Source organism: Clavibacter rahimiani (assembly GCF_052654495.1).
Genome location: NZ_CP199790.1, coordinates 707,806 through 723,730, shown reverse-complemented (window position 1 = coordinate 723,730; position 15,925 = coordinate 707,806). Strand labels below are relative to the sequence as shown.

Annotated in this window: 12 protein-coding genes; 3 read left to right on the top strand and 9 right to left on the bottom strand. The window is 73.6% G+C overall.

Annotated features, from left to right (window positions below):
* Window positions 1-39: 39 nt before the first annotated feature.
* From ACT7CP_RS03645 to ACT7CP_RS03625, 5 genes are all read right to left on the bottom strand, one after another.
* Window positions 40-1,545, bottom strand: a complete 1,506-nt coding sequence (locus ACT7CP_RS03645) for a CoA-acylating methylmalonate-semialdehyde dehydrogenase (RefSeq protein ID WP_445443415.1) — start codon at window positions 1,543-1,545, stop codon at window positions 40-42.
* A gap of 61 nt (window positions 1,546-1,606) precedes the next feature.
* Complete coding sequence (locus tag ACT7CP_RS03640; protein WP_445443414.1) at window positions 1,607-2,548, bottom strand: Cgl0159 family (beta/alpha)8-fold protein; 942 nt, start codon at window positions 2,546-2,548, stop codon at window positions 1,607-1,609.
* Window positions 2,545-3,483 (bottom strand): 5-dehydro-2-deoxygluconokinase, encoded by a 939-nt coding sequence (gene iolC, locus ACT7CP_RS03635; protein ID WP_445444010.1) that lies wholly within the window; start codon window positions 3,481-3,483, stop codon window positions 2,545-2,547. The genes ACT7CP_RS03640 and iolC overlap by 4 nt, the downstream gene beginning before the upstream one ends.
* 166 nt (window positions 3,484-3,649) lie before the next feature.
* On the bottom strand, window positions 3,650-4,141 hold the full coding sequence (locus ACT7CP_RS03630) for a GNAT family N-acetyltransferase (protein ID WP_445443413.1): 492 nt from the start codon (window positions 4,139-4,141) through the stop codon (window positions 3,650-3,652).
* Window positions 4,142-4,151: 10 nt separating this feature from the next.
* Window positions 4,152-4,787: a TetR/AcrR family transcriptional regulator gene (locus ACT7CP_RS03625; RefSeq protein WP_445443412.1), complete on the bottom strand. Its 636-nt coding sequence runs from the start codon at window positions 4,785-4,787 to the stop codon at window positions 4,152-4,154.
* A gap of 90 nt (window positions 4,788-4,877) precedes the next feature.
* Here ACT7CP_RS03625 and ACT7CP_RS03620 point away from each other — a divergent pair, with 90 nt between their 5' ends.
* Window positions 4,878-5,600: an SDR family oxidoreductase gene (locus ACT7CP_RS03620; RefSeq protein WP_445443411.1), complete on the top strand. Its 723-nt coding sequence runs from the start codon at window positions 4,878-4,880 to the stop codon at window positions 5,598-5,600.
* Between the two features lie 75 nt (window positions 5,601-5,675).
* Here ACT7CP_RS03620 and ACT7CP_RS03615 read toward each other — a convergent pair whose 3' ends face one another.
* Together ACT7CP_RS03615 and ACT7CP_RS03610 are read right to left on the bottom strand one after the other, a co-directional pair.
* Window positions 5,676-7,898, bottom strand: a complete 2,223-nt coding sequence (locus tag ACT7CP_RS03615) for a DEAD/DEAH box helicase (protein WP_445443410.1) — start codon at window positions 7,896-7,898, stop codon at window positions 5,676-5,678.
* Window positions 7,899-8,214: 316 nt separating this feature from the next.
* Complete coding sequence (locus tag ACT7CP_RS03610) at window positions 8,215-11,484, bottom strand: efflux RND transporter permease subunit (RefSeq protein ID WP_445444009.1); 3,270 nt, start codon at window positions 11,482-11,484, stop codon at window positions 8,215-8,217.
* Between the two features lie 188 nt (window positions 11,485-11,672).
* On the opposite strand from ACT7CP_RS03610, the gene ACT7CP_RS03605 reads away from it, so the two are divergent.
* Both ACT7CP_RS03605 and ACT7CP_RS03600 read left to right on the top strand, forming a co-directional pair.
* Window positions 11,673-12,071 (top strand): DUF3253 domain-containing protein, encoded by a 399-nt coding sequence (locus ACT7CP_RS03605; protein WP_445443409.1) that lies wholly within the window; start codon window positions 11,673-11,675, stop codon window positions 12,069-12,071.
* A gap of 17 nt (window positions 12,072-12,088) precedes the next feature.
* On the top strand, window positions 12,089-12,487 hold the full coding sequence (locus ACT7CP_RS03600) for a hypothetical protein (protein WP_445443408.1): 399 nt from the start codon (window positions 12,089-12,091) through the stop codon (window positions 12,485-12,487).
* Between the two features lie 53 nt (window positions 12,488-12,540).
* Here the strand turns inward: ACT7CP_RS03600 and ACT7CP_RS03595 are convergent, their stop codons facing one another.
* Both ACT7CP_RS03595 and glgX read right to left on the bottom strand, forming a co-directional pair.
* Window positions 12,541-13,608 carry an FUSC family protein gene (locus tag ACT7CP_RS03595; protein ID WP_445443407.1) on the bottom strand — a complete coding sequence of 356 codons (1,068 nt, stop codon included), beginning with the start codon at window positions 13,606-13,608 and terminating at the stop codon, window positions 12,541-12,543.
* Window positions 13,609-13,741: 133 nt separating this feature from the next.
* Complete coding sequence (glgX, locus tag ACT7CP_RS03590) at window positions 13,742-15,823, bottom strand: glycogen debranching protein GlgX (protein ID WP_445443406.1); 2,082 nt, start codon at window positions 15,821-15,823, stop codon at window positions 13,742-13,744.
* Window positions 15,824-15,925 lie beyond the last annotated feature (102 nt).

Here is a 15,925-nt window from a genome sequence, read left to right as displayed (position 1 = left end):
GTCGTCGTCGGTGCCGCCGGGCGGCCGGGTCGTGCGGGATCAGTTCTGCGGGAAGCCGAGGTCGACGCCGCCGTGCGACGGGTCGAGCCAGCGGCTGGTGATCGCCTTCTGCTGGGTGAAGAACCGCACGCCCTCCGCGCCGTGGGCCTTGGTGTCGCCGAAGAGGCTCGACCGCCAGCCGCCGAACGAGAAGGTGGCGACGGGCACGGGGATGGGCACGTTGATCCCGATCATGCCGACCTGCACCTCGTTCTGGAAGCGCCGCGCGGCCCCGCCGTCGTTGGTGAAGATCGCGGTGCCGTTGCCGAACGCGCCGCCGTTGATGAGCGCGACGCCCTCCTCGTACGTGCGCACGCGGACGACGCCGAGCACGGGCCCGAAGATCTCCTCCGTGTACGCGCGCGAGCTCGTGGGCAGCGCGTCGATGAGGGTCGGGCCGAGCCAGAAGCCGTCCGGCTCGCCGTCGACCTCGATGCCGCGGCCGTCGACCACGATCCGCGCGCCGTCCTCCTCCGCGATCGCGATGTACGAGGCGACCTTGTCGCGGTGCGCCTCGGTGACGAGCGGGCCCATGTCGCAGCCGCGGCGTCCGTCGCCGACGCGCAGGGTCGACATGCGCGACGAGATCCGCTCGATGAGCGCGTCCGCCACGGGCTCGACCGCGACGACCACGGAGATCGCCATGCAGCGCTCGCCCGCCGAGCCGAAGCCCGCGTTGACGGCCGAGTCGGCGACCAGGTCGAGGTCGGCGTCGGGCAGCACGAGCATGTGGTTCTTGGCGCCGCCCAGCGCCTGCACGCGCTTGCCGTGCTGGGTGCCCGTCTCGTAGACGTACTGGGCGATGGGCGTGGATCCGACGAACGAGATCGCGCGCACGTCCGGGTGGGTGAGCAGCCCGTCCACCGCCTCCTTGTCGCCGTGGAGCACGGTGAAGACGCCGTCCGGGAGCCCGGCGCGCTTCCACAGCTCGGCCATCCAGATGGCCGAGCTCGGGTCCTTCTCGCTGGGCTTCAGCACCACGGTGTTGCCGGCCGCGATCGCGATGGGGAAGAACCACATCGGCACCATGGCCGGGAAGTTGAAGGGCGAGATGATGCCGACCACGCCGAGCGGCTGCTTGGTCGAGTACACGTCCACGCCCGTGGACACCTGCTCCGAGTACTCGCCCTTGAGGTGGTGCGCGAGGCCGGTCGCGAACTCCACGACCTCCTGCCCGCGCGTGATCTCGCCGAGCGCGTCGCTCACGACCTTGCCGTGCTCCGACGTGATGATCTCCGCCAGCTCGCCCTTCTCGGCCTCCAGCAGCTCGCGGAAGCGGAAGAGGATCGCCTGCCGCTTGGCGAGCGAGAGGTCGCGCCAGGCCGGGAAGGCCGCGTGCGCCGAGGCGATGGCGCGCTGGATCTCGTCCTGGCCCGCGAGCGCGACCTCCTTCGTGACGACGCCGCGGGCGGGGTCGTAGACGGGGGCGGTGCGGCCGGAGGTCGAGGGCGAGCGGGCGCCGTCGATCCAGTGCGGGACGACGGGGAGCGGGGCGGTGTCGGTCATGGTGTCCTTCGTCGTTCGGGGTCGGCAGGTGGTGCGGGCGGGGTGGGCGGAGCGGGCGTCGTCAGGGGCGGCCGTGCACGAGCGCGGCGGCCTGGTCGACCGCGCGGGCCACGTCGCCGTCCGCCGGGTGGAGGAGGGTGCGGCCGACGACCAGCCCGCGGACGCCGGGCAGGGCGAGCGCGTGCTCCCAGCGGGCCCAGGCGTCCTCGGCGGCGCCCTGCGGATCGCCGCCGAGCAGGAGCGTCGGCAGGGTCGTGGCGGCCATGACGCGCTCCATGTCGTCGACCACGGGCAGCTTCATCCACGTGCGGGCGGACGAGGAGCCGAGGCCGGACGCGATGGCGATCGACGTGATGACGGCGTCGGGCGACAGGTCGTTGACGATCCGGCCGTCGCGCCACTCGCTCATGAACGGCTCCAGCATGATCGGCAGGCCGGCCCGCGCCGCAGCGTCGACGGCGCGCGCGTTGGCCTCCAGGGTCCGGGCGGTGCCGGCGTCGCCGAGGGCCACGCGCACGAGCGTCTTCGCGAAGTCGAGGCCGTCGCGGACGATCCCCTGCACGTCGTAGGCGGTGAAGCGGTCGTCCATCTCGAAGGCGGCGCCGCGGAGGCCGCCGCGGTTCATGGATCCGACCACGACCTTGTCGTCGAGGAGACCGAGGAGCGCGAGGTCGTCGACGATGTCGGGCGTGCCGAGCACGCCGTCGACGCCGTCGCGGGTGAGGGCCGTGGCGAGGCCCGCGAGCAGCTCGTAGCGGTCGGCCAGCGCCATCGGGTCGTCGCCGACGCCGAGGGCGCCGCGGGCGGGGTGGTCGGCGGCGACGATGAGCAGGCGGCCGTCGCCGCGGATGATCGGGCGGCGAGCGCGGGCGGCGAGCGCGCGGGCGACGGCCTCGGGATCCGTGGCGCGCAGGTCGCGGAGCGCGGCGAACGCGGCCGGGAGGTCGCCCGCGCGGACGGCCTCGGCGGGCGCGGCCACGGCGGCGGCGCGGGCGGCGGTCATCGGATCCCCGCGAGCACCGCGTCGACCTCGGCGGTCGTCGGCATGGCCGTCGAGCACTCGCGGCGGGACGCGACGATGGCGCCCGCGACGTTGGCGAAGCGCAGGATCCGCTCCAGGTCCCAGCCGGCGAGCAGCCCGTGCACGAGCGCGCCGCCGAAGCCGTCGCCCGCGCCGAGCCCGTTGACGACCTCCACCGGGTACGGCGGGACCTCGACGGTCTCCTCGCGGGTCCGGGCGAGCACGCCCTTCGGCCCCTGCTTCACGATCGCGAGCTCGACGCCGCGGTCGAGCAGCGCGTCGGCGGCCCGCAGCGGATCCGTCTCCCCCACCGCGATCTCGCACTCCTCGCGGTTGCCGACGGCGACGGTCACGTGCTCGAGCGCACGGCCGACCTCGCGGGTCGCGTCCTCGGGGGACGACCAGAACATCGGCCGGTAATCGAGGTCGAGCACGGTGAGCGGCCGGCGGGCGCGGGCGGCCCACGCGGCGTGATGCGCGGTGCGGCTGGGATCCTCGCTGAGGCCCGTGACGGTCGACCAGTGGACGCGCGCGTCGCGGATCGCGTCGAGGTCGAGGTCGTCGGCCTCGATACAGAGGTCGGGCGCCTTCGGGCGTCGGTAGAAGTACAGCGGGAAGTCGTCCGGCGGGAAGATCTCGCAGAAGGTGACGGGCGTCGGCAGGTCGTCGACGGGCGTCACGAAGCGCGCGGAGACGCCGAGGCGCTCGAGCTCGCGCGTCACGTAGCGGCCGAACGGGTCGTCGCCCACGCGCGAGACGAGCGCGGCGGATCGGCCGTGCCGGGCGGCGGCGACCGCCACGTTGGCCGCGCTCCCGCCGAGGTACTTGCCGAACGTCTCGACGTCCTCGAGGCCCACGCCGTCCTGGAGCGGGTAGAGGTCGACGCCGACGCGGCCGAGGGCGATCACGTCGAGGATCGGGGTCGGGGCGGGGACCGTGGTCTCGGGAGGGCGAATGCGTCGGCGCTGCTTTCTCTCCGGCTGGGGAGGGGCGTTGGGCGGGTGCTGCTGTCCGTTCACCGTACCCCATGTGCTGACATGTGCACATGGGCCATCCCCATCCCGAGTGGCGGTCGCGGTCGCGTCAGCGGAGCGGCAGGTGCATCACGTGCAGGCCGACGAACCCTTCCTCGGCGTCGTCGAACGCCTCGGGGACGGTGCCGACGATCCGGAAGCCGAGCGACTGCCAGAGGTGCACGGCCGCGCGGTTCGTCTCGACGACGGCGTTGAACTGGATCGCCCGGTAGCCCTGCGCGCGCGCCCATGCGATCACGTGCTCGCCGAGCGCCCGGCCGATGCCGCGACCGCCGTGCGCGGGATCCACGAGGAAGGACCCGGTGGCGACGTGCGCGCCGCGGCCGGGCCGGTTCGGGCCGGCCTTCGCGGATCCGAGCACGGTGCCGTCGTCGTCCACCGCGACGACGGTGCGGCCCGGCGCCTCGGCCATCCAGTTCGGCCGCGCCTCGTCGAGCGACTGCCCGGCGGGGAGCGCGTAGGTGCGGCCGGCGTCGACGATCGCACGGTAGAAGGGGTGGATCAGGGGCCAGTCGGCGTCGACGGCGGGGCGGATCTCCATGCGGTCGAGGCTAGCCGCCCGCCGCTCGGCGCTCCCGGATCCCGAGCGCGGGCAGCAGCACGTCGTCGATCACGGCGACGAAGAAGTCCCGCGTCACGGGTGCGCGCCCGGCGACGAGGCGGTGCGTGCTCATCGCGGGGACGACCTCGGCGAGCACGGCGACCTGGGCGTCCGAGCGCGCGGACGCCTCGCCGCGCTCGACCGCGCGGCCGATGAGCCGCCCGTAGACCTCGACGTACGGATCCGTGACCTCGGCCCGGATCGCCGCGGCCAGCCGCTCGGATCCGCGCAGGGCCGACGCGAGGCCCGCGAACACGGCGGCCCGGCGGTCGGCGCCGCCGAGCCAGCCGGAGTCGACGACGGCCAGGAGGTCGTCGCGGAGCGACCCGGTGTCGGGCAGGAGCTGGGCCTCCGGCGGGCGGCCGACGGCGCGGAGGGCGGCGAGCACGAGGTCCTCCTTCGTCGCCCAGCGCCGGTAGATCGTGGTCTTGGCGCGGCCGGTGCGGGCCGCCACCTCGTCGAGAGCCATGCCGTCGTAGCCGCGCTCGGCGACGAGGTCGAGGGCGGCGGCGAGGATCGCGGCGTCCCCGGAGCGGTCGACGGGTCGGCCGACGCGGGGTCGGGGGGCGGCGTCCGGCGTGTCCATCCGGTCCAGGATAGGCCCGTCATGGAGTTCCGCTACTCGGGAGTAGCGTTAGTGCGAGCAGGTCGCGTCGCGACCGCAGGAGGAGGAGCCATGCAGGTACGGGACGCGGTCGTCGTCATCACGGGGGCGTCGTCGGGGATCGGCGCGGCCACGGCGCGCGCGGCCTCGGCGGCCGGAGCGCGCGTCGTACTCGCGGCAAGGCGGGAGGAGCGGATCCGCGAGCTCGCGGCCGAGCTCGGCGGCGGCGCGATCGCCGTCCGCTGCGACGTGACCGACCGCGCGCAGGTGGACGCGCTCGCGCGGGCCGCCCTCGACGCCTTCGGCCGCATCGACGTGCTGGTCAACAACGCCGGCCAGGGCCTGCAGGCATCGATCGAGGACCTCGCGCTCGACGACCTCCGCGCCGTCCTCGAGCTGAACCTCGTGGCGCCGCTCGCCATGATGCAGGCGGTCCTCCCGGCCATGCGCGCGCAGGGATCCGGCGCGATCGTCAACGTCAGCTCGGGCACCACGTTCGCCGACGTGCCGGGCACCGGCGGCTACGTCGCCTCGAAGATCGCCCTCGAACGTCTCTCCGCCATCGCCCGCGCGGAGCTGGAGGGCGCGGGGATCGCCGTGTCGACGCTGATCCCCTTCGCCACGTCCACGGAGTTCATGACCTCGATCCGCGCGGGCCGTGCCGAGGCCGAGGCGATGACCGCGGGCGCGACCTTCGACACCCCGGAGACGGTCGCCGACGCGGTCCTCGCCCTCATCGCGAGCGGCGACGCGCGCATGGACCTGGTGCCGGCCGCGTACGGCGGGTCGCGCTGATCGGCTGACGCCGGAGACGACGACGGCCGCACCACCCGCGAGGGGAGGGACGGCCGTCGGGTCGTGCGTCGGGCGCTAGGCGCGCGCGAGGTCCGCGATGACGCGGTCCCCGGCGGCGGCCATGACCGTCTTGGCCTTGATCTCCGCGCGCTCGAGGAGCTCGTCCATGCGGCGACGGCGGGCCTTCGTGATCAGCGTCACGACGGTGCCCTGCTTGCCCGCGCGGCCCGTGCGGCCGGCGCGGTGGAGGTAGCTCTTGTACTCATCCGGCGCGTCGGCCTGGATGACCAGCCCGATGTCGTCCACGTGGATGCCGCGGGCGGCCACGTCGGTCGCCACGAGGACGCGGACCTTGCCGCTCGTGAGGAGCTGCAGGTTGCGCGTGCGGCGCGCCTGGTTGAGGTCGCCGTGCAGCGACGTGGCCGGGATGCCGGCGTCCTCGAGCTGGTCGGCGAGCTGCTCGGCGAACGCGCGGGTGCGGGCGAAGATCAGCGTCTTGCCCTCGCCGGAGCTGAGCTGCTCGATGATCGCGGCCTTGTCGCGCTGCTCGATGAGGAGAACGCGGTGGTCGATGGTCGACGACGCCTGGTCCTCGCCCGCGACCTCGTGGACGCTCGGCGACGGCAGGAACTCGTTGACGAGCGTCGCGACGCCCTTGTCGAGCGTGGCGGAGAAGAGCAGGCGCTGGCCGTCCTTCTTCACCTGGCGGAGGATCCGCTGGACGGGCTCGAGGAAGCCGAGGTCGCACATGTGGTCGGCCTCGTCGAGGACGGTGACCACGATCTCGGAGAGGTCGAGGCGGCCCTGGTCGATGAGGTCCTCGAGGCGGCCGGGGGTCGCGATGAGGATGTCGACGCCGCGCTGCAGCGCACCCACCTGCTTGAACTGCGGCACGCCGCCGAAGATCGTGGTGGTGAACAGGCCGACCGAGCGGGCGATGGGCTGCACGGTGCGGTCGATCTGCATGGCGAGCTCGCGCGTCGGGGCGAGGATCAGCGCGCGGGGCTTGCGGCCCATCTTGCGGTTCTTCGCGCCGTCGTTCTCGAGCAGGCGCTCCACGAGGGGCGCGCCGAACGCGATGGTCTTGCCGGATCCGGTGCGGCCGCGGCCGAGCACGTCGCGACCCGCGAGCACGTCGGGGATCGTGGCGGCCTGGATCGGGAACGGGCTGGCCGCTCCCAGCTCCTCGAGCACGCGGACGATGTTCTGGCCGAGGCCGAGCGCGGCGAAGGTCACGCCGTCGACGTCCTTGGCCGTGGTGGCCTGGGCCTCGAGGCGCTCGAGGACGACGTCCTCGGCGGGAGCGTGGCGCGGGGCGCCCTCCTTGCTCGGGTAGAAGTCGCTGTCGCGCTTGGGGCGGGCGTCGTCGTAGGACGGGCGCTCGGACCGCTGGGGGCGGTCGCCGTAGGAGGGGCGCTCGGAGCGCTGCGGGCGGTCGTTGTACGCGGGACGCTCGGCGCGAGCCGGGCGGTCGTTGTACGCGGGTCGCTCGGCGCGATCGTTGTACGACGGACGCTCGGCGCGGGCCGGACGGTCGTTGTACGCGGGACGCTCCGTGCGAGCCGGACGGTCGTTGTACGCGGGACGCTCGGCGCGGTCGTTGTACGACGGACGCTCGGCACGAGCCGGACGGTCGTTGTAGGCCGGGCGCTCGGACCGCTGGGCGCGGTCACCGTACGAGGGACGCTCGGCGCGGTCGTTGTACGCAGGACGCTCGGTGCGAGCGGCCCGTCCGTCGTACGACGGACGCTCGGACCGCTGCGGGCGGTCGTTCCCGTACGACGGACGCTCGGTGCGAGCCGGGCGGTCGTTGTACGACGGACGCTCGGACCGCTGGGGGCGGTCGTTCCCGTAGGACGGACGCTCGGAGCGCTCGCCGCCGCGGGCGGGACGCTCGTTGCCGTAGGACGGACGCTCGGAGCGCTGGCCGCGCTCGGCGCCGTACGTGGGGCGCTCGCTGCGCTGGCCGCGGTCGTTGCCGCCGCCGTACGAGGGGCGCTCGCCGCGCTCGGGGCGCGCGTTCGCGCGGTTGGGGCGGTCGCCGTACGCGGGACGCTCGCCGCGGCCGGCGGGACGCTCGGCGCGGGGCTCCCAGTTGGGGCGGTCGCCGCCGCGCGCGGGGCGGGCTGCGCCGCCGCGCTGGGGGCGGTCGTCCTGGCCGGAGCGCTGGGCGCGCTCGTCGGCGTTCCAGCGCTGCTTCTTGGGCGCCGGGTCGGAGTTGTAGCCGCGGTGGTTCGGGCTGCGCGATCCCGCGGGGGCGCGCTTGGCGCCGCGCGGGGAGTCGTTGTTGTAGGGCATGAGGGATTCCTCGTTCTGCTCGAGTGCATGACAATGCTCATTCGAAGCAGCGCGCTACAGGATCAGGGTGCGCAGAGCTGCTCTCAACCCGGGCAGTCGTCGACCGGGGGCCGTGTCATCGCGTGACAACCCCTCTGCGGAACGAGAGGGGGGAACCGGCCCACCTGACTGACAAATCCATCCGCCCGGATGGATGGTCCGGTAGCGGTGTCAAGAGCCGACTGGACGACACTACAGGATCGCCCCTCCCCGCACCAGGGCAGGCCGCCGCCCGGGCGCGCCTCGCGGCGGCCCGGGCGGGATCACGAGCGGGAGGTCAGCGCGCCGCGCCCTCCCCCGCCGTCGTCGCGGAACCGGCGACCGGCAGCCCGCGCTCGGCCCGGCGGCGCTCGCCGCGCGCCCGGAGCCGGAGGCCCGCCCGCTCGACGATCGAGTAGAGCGACGGCAGCACGAGGAGCGTCAGCACGGTCGACGACAGCAGGCCGCCGATCACGACGATCGCGAGCGGCTGCGAGATGAACCCGCCGTGCCCGGTGAGGCCGATCGCGAGCGGCAGCAGCGCGAAGATCGTCGCGAGCGCCGTCATGAGGATGGGCCGGAGCCGTCGCCCGGCGCCCTGCAGGATCGCCTCGCGGAGCTCCATCCCCCGCGTCCGGTACTGGTTCACGAGGTCGATGAGCACGATGGCGTTGGTCACCACGATGCCCACCAGCATCAGCAGGCCGATGATCGACGCGACGCCGAGCGGCACGCCCGTCACCACCTGCAGGAGCACCGCGCCGGTCGCCGCGAAGGGCACCGAGACGAGCAGCACGAGCGGCTGCACGAGGCTCCGGAACGTCGCCACCATGATGATGTAGACGATCAGGATGGCCGCCAGCACCGCGAGCCCGAGCTGCCCGAACGCGTCGGACTGCTGAGAGGCCACGCCGCCGAGCGAGGCCTGCGCGCCGGCCGGCAGCTCGACGTCGGCGACGGCCTGCGACACCTCGGACGAGGCGAACCCCACGTCATCGCTGCCGGGCGTCGCGCTCACGGTGGCGCTGCGGAAGCCGCCCGTGGTGGTCACGGTCGCGGGGCCGTCGGCGACCTCGACGGTCGCGAGGTCGCTGAGCGGCACGAGGCCGCGGGCCGTCGGGATCCGGAAGTCGCGCAGCCCCTGCAGGCTCTGCGCCGCGTCCGGGTCCTGGATGTAGATCGACAGCGTCTTCTCGTCGATGACCACCTGGCCGACGGCGGCCGGCAGCCGGCTCGCCGTCACGATGCCGCCCACGGCCTGCTCGCTGAGCCCCGCCGCCGCGGCCTTCGCCCGGTCGACGGTCACCGCGATGTACGGCTGCGTCTCGGAGAGGTTGCTCGTGGCCTGCTCGATGGAGGGGACGTCCTGCACGGCGGCGAGCACCGCGTCGGCCGAGGCCTTCAGGTCGTCGCCGTCGTTCGCGGTGATCTCCACCGTGATGTCGCTGGACGAGAACCCGCCGGACGCGGCCGCGAGCGACACGTCGCCCACGTCGGTGAGCCCGTCCACGGCCGTCCGCACGCGGTCGCGGATGGCGTCCTGGTCGGCGTCGGAGTCGGTCGTGAGCGAGAAGGTGATCCCGCCGCCGCCGCTGAACGCCGCCGTGAGGGAGGTGCTGTCCGAGCCGATCGAGGTCTGCACGGTGTCCACGCCCTCGACGCCGATGAGCGCCTCCTCCACCTTCGTCGCGGCCGTGTCCTGCGCCTCGAGGCTGGTGTCGCTCGGCAGCTCCTGCGAGACGGTGAGCGTGTTCTGCCCGCTGTCGCCGAGGAAGTTGGTCTTCATGCTCGGGATGAGCGCGACCGTGCCGCCGAGCACGAGGACCGCGAGGATCAGCGTCACCGCCGAGTGCTTGAGCGTCCAGGCGAGGATCGGCAGGTAGCCGCGCTGGAGGAACGGCGTCGTGCCCGACCCCTCGTCGTGCGCGGCGTGGGATCCGCGGGCCGGCCGGTCGGCGAGCTCGCGGTCGTCGACGGGGCCGGCCACCGCGGCGTGCGCGCCCGTGCGGGCGGTGCCGTCAGCAGCGGTCGCGGATGCGGCGGCAGCGGCCGCGGCAGCGGCAGCCTTGCGGCGGGCCCGGCGCGACTCCCCCTCGGGCCGCAGGAACCAGTACGCGAGCACCGGCACGATCGTCAGCGAGACGAACAGCGAGGCGGCGAGGGCGATGGTCACCGTGAGCGCGAACGGCCGGAACAGCTCGCCCGTGATGTCGCCGACGAGCGCGATCGGCAGGAACACCGCGACGGTCGTGGCAGTCGACGCCGTGACCGCGCCCGCGACCTCCCGCACGGCCGCGCGGATCGCGTCCAGCCGGTCGGCCGTGAAGGAGAGGTGCCGCTTGATGTTCTCGATCACCACGATCGAGTCGTCCACCACGCGCCCGACCGCGATCGTCAGCGCGCCGAGCGTGATGATGTTGAGCGTGTAGCCCGAGGCGAGCATCCCGATGAAGGTGATGAGCACGGAGGCCGGGATCGAGATCGCGGTCACGATGGTGGAGCGGATCGACAGCAGGAACACGAGGATCACGAGCACCGCGAACACGAGGCCGAGCAGGCCCTCGGTCGTGAGGCTCGAGATGGACTGCTCGATGAACGGCGCCTGGTCGAACACGACCGTGAACTCCGTGCCGTTCCCGAGGTCGTCGGCGAGCTGCGGCAGGAGCTCGGTCACGAGGTGCGACACGTCGACCGTGTTGCCCGCGGGCGTCTTGGTCACGGCGATGGTGAGCGACGGCTGGCCGTCGACGCGCGAGATGCCGGTCGTCGGATCCTGGCCGAGCTCGACCGTGGCGACGTCGCCGAGGGTGAGCTGGCGGCCGCCCGCCGCGCCGATGAGCGGCAGGCTCGCGAGGTCCTCCGTGGATCCGAGGCGCGTGCCCGACTGCACGGACAGCGTGGTGCCGTCCTCGGTCACCGCGCCGGCGGGCAGCAGTGAGCCGTTGGCGTCGAGCGCGTCGCGGATGGCCTGGTTCGTGAGGCCCGCGGCCTGCACCTCGGCCGGATCCGGCGTGATGACCACGCGCTGGCCGACCGTGCCGAGCAGGCTCGCGTCGCGCACGCCCGCGAGCTTGCGGATGTCCGCGAGCGTCGAGCGCTCGAGCGCGGCCGTGAGGTCCTGCGGGCTGAGGTCGCTCGTCACGGCGATCTGGATCACCGGCAGGTCGTCGATGCTGCCCGCGATGACCACGGGGTCGATGCCGTCGGGCAGCGTCGTGCGGATCCGGTTGATGGCCTGGTCGATCTTCTGCTCGGCCGTCGCGAGGTCGGTGCCGTACGTGAACGACGCGGAGATGACGGAGGAGTCCGTGCGCGAGGTCGCGGTGGAGGACTCGAGGCCCGGCACCGCCTGGATCGCGCGTTCGATGGGCGTCGACACGTCGGAGTCGACGACCGCGGGCGAGGCGCCCGGGTACGCCGTGACGACCGCGAGCTGCGGGAACGACACCGACGGGATGAGCTCCTGCTTGAGGGTCGTCAGCGCGATGCCGCCGAACACCCCGATGACGATCGTGATGAGCGCGATCAGCGCCCGGTTGCGGAGGCTGAAGACGGAGAGGAGATGCAGGGGGTGCTCCTTGTGCGATGCGGGCCGCGGGTGCGGCGGTCGCTCGGACCGCTGATCGCCCGCACCGGGAACCCGCCCCGTGCGGGCAGTATCGCACCCGCGGCCGGGAAACCCCCGCTCGCGCCGGGTTTTCGAACGGCTCGCCGTGGACCCGCCCGACCGCCCTCCGCGCGGGGCATGCTGGAGGGATGGCGCACCGGGCACCGACGACGACGGACCGCGTCCCGGAGCCCAAGACCTGCGTCTCGTGCGGTCGCACGATCGAGTGGCGCCGGAAGTGGGAGCGCGACTGGGACGAGGTCCGCTACTGCAGCGACGCGTGCCGGCGCCGCGGGGTGTCGGACGTCGACGCGTCGCTCGAGCGGCGGATCCTCGACCTCCTCGCGCACCGCGCGGGCGGCGCCACCATCTGCCCGTCCGAGGCCGCGCGCGCCGAGTCGCCGGACGACTGGCGCGACCTGATGGAGCCCGCCCGGCGCGCGGCCCGGCGGCTGGTGGAGGCGGGCGAGGTGGAGATCACCCAGAAGGGGTCGGTCGTCGACCCGTCCACCGCCCGAGGCCCCATCCGCATCCGCCGCCGTCGCTGACGAGGCACACTAGGGGGATGCATCGACCGACCCTCACCGTCCTGGCCGCCGTCGCGAGCGCGGCGCTCCTGTCCGGATGCGGGGTCCAGTCGCAGTTCGAGACGCCCACGACCACCATCTACGCGACCACCGCGGACGCGCAGACGGCCCTGGGCTCGTCGATGCCGACCTGGATCCCGGAGGACGGCACCCTCATCCGCACCAAGTCGGAGCCGAAGGCCGGCTCCATCGTGGCCGTGCAGACCGCGCAGCCCGCGCCCGCACCCGGCGGCTGCACCGACCTGCAGATGACCACCGTGCAGGACACGTGGTGGCCGCCGGAGATCGACCCCGCCCAGGTCACCTGCGCCGACGGCTGGAACCTCTTCGGCGCGGACGGCCGCATCTACGGCTGGAGCACCGCGACCCTCGGCTAGGCCGCCGTCGCCGTGCTCGCGTTGGCCGGCGGCGTCGCCTGCGCCGTGCTGCGTCAGGCCGGCCCGGCGGCTCCCGCGCCCCGCTGACGCCGCGCCGCCAGCGCCCGCAGCACGAGGATCACGGCGACGCCCACCGCCGCGCCCACGACCGTGTCGACCACCCGGTCGGCCACGAGCGGCAGCACCGGCAGCGTCCGGCCGAGGCCGCCCATCACGAGCGCGAGCGGCGTGATGAAGACGAGCGCCAGCCCGTAGTGCCGCCCCACCGCGAGCTCCGCCGCGAACTGGCAGGCCACGGCCACGGCGATCACGGCGAGCGCGGGCAGGTGAAGCGCGAGGATCCCCGCGGCCACGACCGAACCGGCCAGCGTGCCGAGCACACGGTGCGCCACGCGCGTGTACGACAGCGGCCCGCGCACCACCGGCAGCACGGCGACGAGCGTCACGACCGCCCAGTAGTGGTGCCCGAGGCCGAGCGCCACGGCGATCGCGCCCGCGACGAGCGCGCCGACGACGTTCGCGACCACCGCGGTCCACGCGGCCGGGTCGCGGTGCACGGCCGCGTCCCGGACCGGGATCCGCGGCAGCGCCCGGAAGCGGTGGGCGTGCGCGTCCGGCGCCCACCTCCGCAGCACCCAGCCGGACATGCAGACGCCGGCCGAGAACAGGATCGCGGCCACGGCCGTCACGAGCGCGTCGCGCGCCTGCCCGGCATCGACCGGCACGGCCGCGCACACCACGAGACCGAACACGGGGAACAGCGGATGCGGCGGCACGAGGCTCATCGCCGTCGACACGAGCGACGCCCCGCCCAGCACGATCGCGAGCCCCACGGCCTCGAGCGCGAGCGGCGCGTCGGCGAGCGACAGGAGGACGCCGGTGGTGATCGCGACGAGCATCATGGCGGCGGCCGCGCCCACGCTCGCGAGCCGGAGCCGGTAGCGCTCGTTCCGCCCGTAGAGCCCGGTGAAGGCGCCGAAGGACGCGTAGAGCGCGAGGTCGAGGCGGTCGATCGCGAGCAGCACCAGGAGCGGCACCAGGAGGCCCACGCTCGCGCGGGCGGCGGCCTCGAGGTCGAGCGTGCGCGTCGACGGCGGGCGGGCTGCGGGCGATGCGGTCACGCGGGGGCCTCCGACTGCCCGGGGGTGCGGATCCGGACGACCCTCCACGCTACGCCCGCGCGCCGTCCCCCTCCGCACGCGACGACGCGCCCCCGGTCTCCCGGGGGCGCGTCGGCCGGTCGTGCGGGTGCGGCTAGGAGCGCGCGGCCCGCAGCACCGTGAAGGAGCGGTCGCGCACGAGGATGCTGGTGGCGTCCTCGTCCGTGTTCTGCTCCGCGTCGGAGGAGATGGCGAGGTGCCACGAGACGCCGAGGCCCTCGGGCAGCTGGAACTCGACGGGGCCCTCGGCCGCGTTGAACGCCACGAAGAACGCGTCGCTGTCGCGGCCCTTCATGATCACGCCGATGCTGAAGGCGTTCGGGTCCTCCCAGTCCTCGGGCTCGAGCGTCGCGCCGTCGGCCCGGATGAAGCGCACGGCCTCCTCCGCGCCCTCGACGTCGTCGCCGCGGAACCAGATGGGGCGCAGCGCCCGGTTGCCGCGGCGCAGGCGGATGAGCTTCCGCGTGAAGTCCTGCAGCTCGCGGTCCGCGTTCTCCCAGTCGAACCACGAGATGTCGTTGTCCTGGCAGTAGGCGTTGTTGTTGCCGCCCTGCGTGCGGGCGATCTCGTCGCCGCCGAGCAGCATCGGGACGCCCGAGGACAGCAGCAGCGTGCCGAGCATGTTGCGGCGCTGGCGGTCGCGGATCGCGGTGATCTCGGGGTCGTCCGTCGGGCCCTCGACGCCGGCGTTGGAGGAGCGGTTGTCGCTCTCGCCGTCGTTGTTGTCCTCGCCGTTCGCCTCGTTGTGCTTCTCGTCGTAGGAGGTGAGGTCGGCGAGCGTGAAGCCGTCGTGCGCCGTGATGAAGTTCACGCTGCACAGCGGCGAGCGGCGGTCGGACTCGTACACGTCCGGGCTGCCGGTGATCCGCTGGGCGAGGGCGCCGAGCACGTTCTGCCCGCTGTGCCAGAAGTCGCGCACGTCGTCGCGGTACTTCCCGTTCCACTCCGACCAGTCCGCGGGGAAGCCGCCGACCTGGTAGCCCTGGGTGTCCCACGGCTCGGCGATCATCTTCACGGGCGCGAGCACCGGGTCCTGGTGGATGAGGGTGAGGAACGCGCTGTGGAGCTCCGCGGAGCCGTCCTGGCGCGTGAGCGTCGTGGCGAGGTCGAAGCGGAAGCCGTCGACGTGCATCTCCTCCACCCAGTAGCGGAGCGAGTCCATGACCAGCGCGAGCGCGGCCGGGTGACCGACGTTCAGGCTGTTGCCGGTGCCGGTGGTGTCGAAGTACGACGCCTCGTCGCCCTCCACGAGCCGGTAGTAGGAGGCGTTGTCGATGCCCTTGAGCGACAGCGACGGGCCCATGTGGTTGCCCTCGGCGGTGTGGTTGTAGACCACGTCGAGGATGACCTCGAGGCCGGCGGCGTGCAGCGCCTTCACCATCTCCTTGAACTCGGCGACCTGCTGGCCGCCGTCGCCCGCGGAGCTGTAGTCGGAGTACGGGGCGAGGAACCCGATGGAGTTGTAGCCCCAGTAGTTGCGGAGGCCCTTCTCCTCGAGGTGCGAGTCCTGCATGAAGTGGTGCACCGGCAGGAGCTCGACGCTCGTGACGCCGAGGTCGGTGAGGTACTCGATGGCGCTGGGGTGCGCGAGGCCCGCGTACGTGCCGCGGATCTCCTCGGGCACCGACTCGAGCTTCTCGGTGAAGCCCTTCACATGGACCTCGTAGACGACGGTCTCGTCGAGCGGCGTGCGCGGGGCCTCGTCGTCCTCCCAGTCGAAGCGGCGGTCGGCCACGACGGAGCGGGGCATGGAGGCGGCGGAGTCGGCCTCGTTGATCGCGTTCGGGTCGTCGAAGGTGTGCGCGAAGACGTCCTCGCCCCAGGTGGGGTGGCCCTCGATCGCGATGGCGTAGGGGTCGAGCAGGAGCTTCGCGGCGTTGTGGCGGAGACCGCGGGACGGGTCCCACTCGCCGTGCACGCGGAGGCCGTAGCGGGTGCCGATGCCGGCGCCCTCGACGAGGCCGTGGAAGACGTGGCCGGTGCGCTCGGAGAGCCGCGTGCGGGTCTCGGTGCCGGCGTCGTCGAACACGCAGACCTCGACGGCCTCCGCGGTCTCGGAGTACACGGCGACGTTGAGTCCGCTGGGCAGGCCCCCGTCGCGGGTGACGACGGTCGCGCCGAGCGGGTACGGGCGGCTGATGTAGGAGCGGCTGATGGGAGGCAGGTCGATGGTCACCGGTTCAGTATGCTCGCGCCCGTCCGACCCGTTCGTGCACGAAGCGGATTCCCCAGGCAGCGGTCCGAGACCGGCGTCGAGCGGCTACGCACCGCTGCCCGG